At 58.1% G+C, this 4,621-nt stretch carries 5 protein-coding genes; all 5 read right to left on the bottom strand.

The features are described from left to right. Nucleotides 1-122: 122 nt before the first annotated feature. Nucleotides 123-983 carry a BrxR family helix-turn-helix transcriptional regulator gene (locus M8744_RS17605; protein ID WP_117155956.1) on the bottom strand — a complete coding sequence of 287 codons (861 nt, stop codon included), beginning with the start codon at nucleotides 981-983 and terminating at the stop codon, nucleotides 123-125. A 342-nt stretch (nucleotides 984-1,325) separates the two neighbouring features. Beyond that, nucleotides 1,326-2,627, bottom strand: a complete 1,302-nt coding sequence (locus M8744_RS17600; protein WP_251420048.1) for a type II toxin-antitoxin system HipA family toxin — start codon at nucleotides 2,625-2,627, stop codon at nucleotides 1,326-1,328. Nucleotide 2,628: 1 nt separating this feature from the next. Beyond that, nucleotides 2,629-2,880: a helix-turn-helix transcriptional regulator gene (locus M8744_RS17595; RefSeq protein ID WP_251420047.1), complete on the bottom strand. Its 252-nt coding sequence runs from the start codon at nucleotides 2,878-2,880 to the stop codon at nucleotides 2,629-2,631. 182 nt (nucleotides 2,881-3,062) lie between these two features. After that, the gene (locus M8744_RS17590) at nucleotides 3,063-3,935 is read right to left on the bottom strand and encodes a hypothetical protein (RefSeq protein WP_251420046.1); all 873 of its coding nucleotides are present in this window, start codon (nucleotides 3,933-3,935) and stop codon (nucleotides 3,063-3,065) included. Beyond that, nucleotides 3,932-4,372, bottom strand: coding sequence for a hypothetical protein (locus M8744_RS17585; protein ID WP_251420045.1), 441 nt, complete (start codon nucleotides 4,370-4,372; stop codon nucleotides 3,932-3,934). The genes M8744_RS17590 and M8744_RS17585 overlap by 4 nt, the downstream gene beginning before the upstream one ends. Nucleotides 4,373-4,621 lie beyond the last annotated feature (249 nt).

Raw genomic sequence — 4,621 nt, 5'->3', positions numbered from 1 at the left:
GGCGTCGGTCAACCAGAAGAGATCAGACATGTTCACCGCTCGTTTTTCGAACCGTGAATCACGCCGCCTCGCAGAAATCAATGGGTCCTGACCCTAGGTCATCGCCGAGAAGGTGGGAGGTATTATCGATGATCTGCATTGATGACCTCCCGGTTGAGAAGCACGATCTGCTGATCCTTTGGCTTCCTGGCAGCCGGATCAGTGTCGAGCCCAAGCCGGCGCAGCGCGTAGTAGAGGAGCGCGCGACGGACCTTGATCTTCGCCTTTCCGCCTCGCATGCCGTAGTCGAGAGAGATGACCCTCGCCTGCGTCTCCGACAGCTCGGGGTGGGGGCCGACCTCCAGAGTGACCTCGGAATGCCAGTCGCTATCATCGTCGGCCGATGTTTCGCTCTCCCGCGATCCGCGGATGCCGAGGATCCGTGAGAGCAGGAAGTCCTTGAAGCAATCGTCCGTCAGGCAGAACGCTCGCGTGTGCCAGCGGAAGCCGTCGAAAGCTATGGCATGGGGTGCGATCCAACGCCAGCGCGGCTCCGGGCTAGACAGGGACTGGTACTTCACCTCGATCGCCTCGGAGCGGCGGATGGCGCCGACAACAGCGCGCAGCGTCACAGGATCGACACCACGCACTGGCGTCGGGGCGGATGCGTAGGGTGGCAGGTCAGGGATCCAGCAGTCCTCGCTCTCCAGCACGTCGTCGGCAATGAGGCGGAGCTGCGAGAGGTAGTGCGCGGCGTCTGGCGGGCGGAACTTGCAGTCGAATCCCGACCCGCGGACATAGGTGCGCGCGCTCTTGTCGTAGACCATGTTGTCCGGCGCCAGCGCGACGTAGCGGTTCAGGTCCGAGGATGCCTGGTTCACCGAGACGCCGAACTGCTGCATCACGTCGATGCGATTGACGTGCCCCTCCCAGAACAGGCGGAACTCGATGAACTCGAGGCGCTGCTCGATGCCCCAGCGTAGTCCAGCCTTGTCTCTGTCCACGGCGCACTCCCTGCTGGCCCTGCGCGCACGTGAATTGTGCGCATCCAATTTCTGGGCTTTCTGGGAACGTAGCCGCGCGGGGCGGCGCGATCAATCGAAAAGGGACGAGTTGCAGCGCAATTGACACCGCCTTCAGGATGCACCTTTCCCAGTCTGCAGGTCTTGCCACTTATCAAGTGTGAGGCGATCGTGACGGAGGCAGGTGCGCCACCGGTCCCAATGGACATGGGTGCCTTGGCCGAAGGCTGTCCGGGTCCCTGTTCGCCACCCGGCGTGCCGACTTATCCGAGTTTGCCCGAACCGGATTGGACACATCTGCGCACCGGACAGGCTCGACCAGCTTCATTTCAACAGATGCAACCGTGCCTTCAGCGCCCCGTCGATCGAAGCGAGTAGCGCCCCGGGGAAGTCACCTGGCAGTTGGTTGAACGTGGCCTCAACGATCGACTGGGCGGTCTCCTGGAGCTCGTCGAACAGACACTCAACGACCGTGCGAGACAAACCAGATTGAACTCCAGTCTCAACGATATGCCGGCCAACGATATTACCCACCTTGTAGTGGTTCGAATGGCCGAAGTTCATGGCGAGTTTGAAGTATTTCCGCTCGATTTGCCGGGAGTCGACGGTCGGCTGCACCGTCAGCACGTCGTAGAGCGGTGACATGCGAAAACGCCCGCCGGGCAAAAGACTGACGCTGAAGTTCTTGCCATGCCCGTCGGTCGCTCCGAGAAGCCAAAACAGCACGTTGGCTTTGAAAAAGTCGTATCTGTCTTTGTTGGGATCATCGCTCCCCAACAAAAGATCCATGATTTCCGAGATGCCAGGGCCACCCTCGTTCTGGTACTTTTGCGTGGGCACCACAGATAGTGCTTGGCAGCAGTCTTCCTGCGGCAGGCGGATCAGGCGACCATCAGAGGTCCAACGCCGATCAAAACGCTCAACAACCAAGGCTTTTTTGTCACCGAACTGCGCCATCTCGACATTCGCGGCCCGAAGCCCGAACGCCTCCATCAGCTTGAGACAAAGGTATTCATTTTCGACGCTGTCCGACAGGTCCATGCCGTTGGGTAGCCTGCCGATTTGCGGCTTGATGATGTGGGTGGTGGGCGTCGTGCCCGTTGGCTCAATCCACTGGCCATCATGGCGCAGAAGAGCGGTTTTTTCCTGTGCACCAGCCACAGAAATCCGGAAATCATTCTCGCGACGGATACCGAGTGGCGCAAGATCCAGGTCACCCAAGATTGACCCGATCTGAGCCTCGTTAACAGGCTCCCCCGTCAATTCCGACATGGGCTGTGGTTCTTGCCCGTCGGGCAAAAACTGAAGTGCACCAATGCAGTCGCGACCAATCTGTGACAGCAGGCTGAAGGCATCGACGCCCTCGGCCCCAACACGTTCTGCAACCCTTCGGCGGATCAGGTCGCTGTCGGGCAACAGATTATCAAAGACGGCCATCACAGGCGCGCCGCTGTAGCGGGCCTCCTGCAGCGGCAACGACAAAGACACGGGCATCCGGTGCTGCCAGTCCAGCCAATCTCGTGCATAGCTGAAACTGACGCCGCCAGAAGGGTCGCGGAGCAACTGGCCCACGCGCCGCGAATTCAGGAAGACGTTCAGTGGCGTATAGCTGCGCTTGCGGCCCATGTCAGAAGATGTCCTCAAGCCCGTCTGGTGCGCCTTTGCTGCGCTCCGTCACCGTGATCTCGAGATCCAGGGCCGCGATGAGATCGAACACCGTTTCCAGCTTCGTGCCACCGCTGCCGTTCTCGATCTTGGAAATTGTCTCTTGCCAGACACCGCTCATCGAGGCGAGTTCCTTCTGGGTCAGGTTTTTGGCTTTCCGAGCCTGGCGAATTGCATGGCCTAGATTTTTTGATGTACGAACGAGGTGCTTCATGGGGGGGGGTCTCCTGCCGCCACATATGACCCCTAAATCATAAAATGTCAATATGATCTCCACGCCATAGAGTGATAATATGATCTAAGCACCATATACGAAACCTCATCATCAGCCTTATCTCAAGAAACAATACCGATTCTGAGATAAGGGAAGCCATATCTCAAATTGCACAACAACTCTCACGCCTGCAGCCCCGCAGCACGTACCTGCTCAGGCGTCACCAGCTTTGACGCGATCAAGTCCTCGATCTGCCGGTTGGTGATATGGCGGCACAGGGGATGGCGCTCGTGGATCCACTCGGCGAGGCTGGCACGGCCTTTGGCTGCGGCCTCTCGCGATTTCTCACGATCCGCCTGTATCTGGGCAAGGCCCTTCTCCCACCGGCGCATCTTGAACCAGTTGTCTGAGAAACAAACCTTGCTGCGCGTGTAGCCTTCGCTTTCCTTGGCATAAGTTTTGACCGCCTGCAGCAGGTCATCGGGCTCTACCCCGGCCTTCACGGCCGCTGCGATCAGGCGCACACTGGTCCGCCGGTCTCGGATCTTGTCTTCAGGATAGGCCGCCAAGATCTTTTCAGCTTCAATATCTCCAACCTCCGCCGCCGCCGCATCGCGCGCGCTCGCGCGCGTAGGTGGTTTATGGATGGTTTGAGGGTGGTTTGGGGTCCACTGTGGACCCCCTACCCCGTCCACTGTGGACCCCGTACCGGGTTCAGGCTGGACGGGGTCCACTGTGGACCCCGTGTCGATGTCGGGCTCTGCGGTAGGTTCGAGCATGCGGATTGTATTGATCACGATACGGTAAACGACGGTGTAGCCGTTGCGGCAGGGACGGCGTCCGGTTTCGACCAGAATCCCCTCTCGCAGAAACTCGGAAATGATCCGTTTAACGGTCGTCTCGCCCAGTTCTGTGTGGCGCTGGATGGTGCCTTTCGAGCACCAGATACCTGACCCGTCGTCGCTCGCCTTGTCTGCGAGGAACATAATGATCTGCTTGCGCGCGGCACTGCCAAAGCGGCGCTCTGCGCATTCGTTCGCGATACGCCAGCTCATTGGACCCCTCCTGCACCAAATAGAGGGGTTCTCAAGATTGCGCCGGCTACCTCGTTTGTGGTATCAACCGAGGAAAGCTGATCCGCTTTTTTTCTGATGGCCCCGTTCGCAGTTGCCGCTGCGTCGGGGCCTATTTCATTTTGAACCCGCCCCCAGAACTTTGAAACTTTCGTGGTTTGTTCACCCCTGAATTCAGCGAATTTTGAACACTTAACATGCTGATTTCGCTTGATATAACTCTGGATTGCAAATCCGTGTACACCGGTTCGATTCCGGTACTCGCCTCCAATCCGCTTCAAGCCTTGGTTCTTGTTATAGAGTTTGTCTGATATCGGGTTCAGGCGGGTATGCTCACAATTTTGGTTCCCATCCCGTCCTGCGAAGTCATGTTGGAATCTTTGATGGTAGTTCTCGAGGATGGTCACAGGCATCATCATGATGGGATAACCGGGATAGGTGTGCTAACTTGAGAAATTGAACGCACAAAAGCGGCTACCCCTTATGAGCACAGGCATGTCTGTTGCTCGCACAAGATATCCTTACAATACAAACGACAGCGCCCATCACGACGACCGGAGGCGCGTTCGCTAGGGTCAGGACCCATTGATTTCTGCGAGGCGGCGTGATTCACGGTTCGAAAAACGAGCGGTGAACATGTCTGATCTCTTCTGGTTGACCGACGCCCA

The sequence above is a fragment of the Lutimaribacter degradans genome (assembly GCF_023703375.1).
In the GTDB taxonomy this organism is placed as follows: domain Bacteria; phylum Pseudomonadota; class Alphaproteobacteria; order Rhodobacterales; family Rhodobacteraceae; genus Lutimaribacter; species Lutimaribacter degradans.
This window is presented reverse-complemented; position numbering and strand designations above follow the sequence as displayed.

Bases quoted from the DNA above. Each gene is read 5' to 3' on its own strand.
- M8744_RS17600 (WP_251420048.1), bottom strand. From the start codon at position 2,627: ATGGGCCGCAAGCGCAGCTATACGCCACTGAACGTCTTCCTGAATTCG.
- M8744_RS17595 (WP_251420047.1), bottom strand. From the start codon at position 2,880: ATGAAGCACCTCGTTCGTACATCAAAAAATCTAGGCCATGCAATTCGC.
- M8744_RS17590 (WP_251420046.1), bottom strand. From the start codon at position 3,935: ATGAGCTGGCGTATCGCGAACGAATGCGCAGAGCGCCGCTTTGGCAGT.
- M8744_RS17585 (WP_251420045.1), bottom strand. From the start codon at position 4,372: ATGATGATGCCTGTGACCATCCTCGAGAACTACCATCAAAGATTCCAA.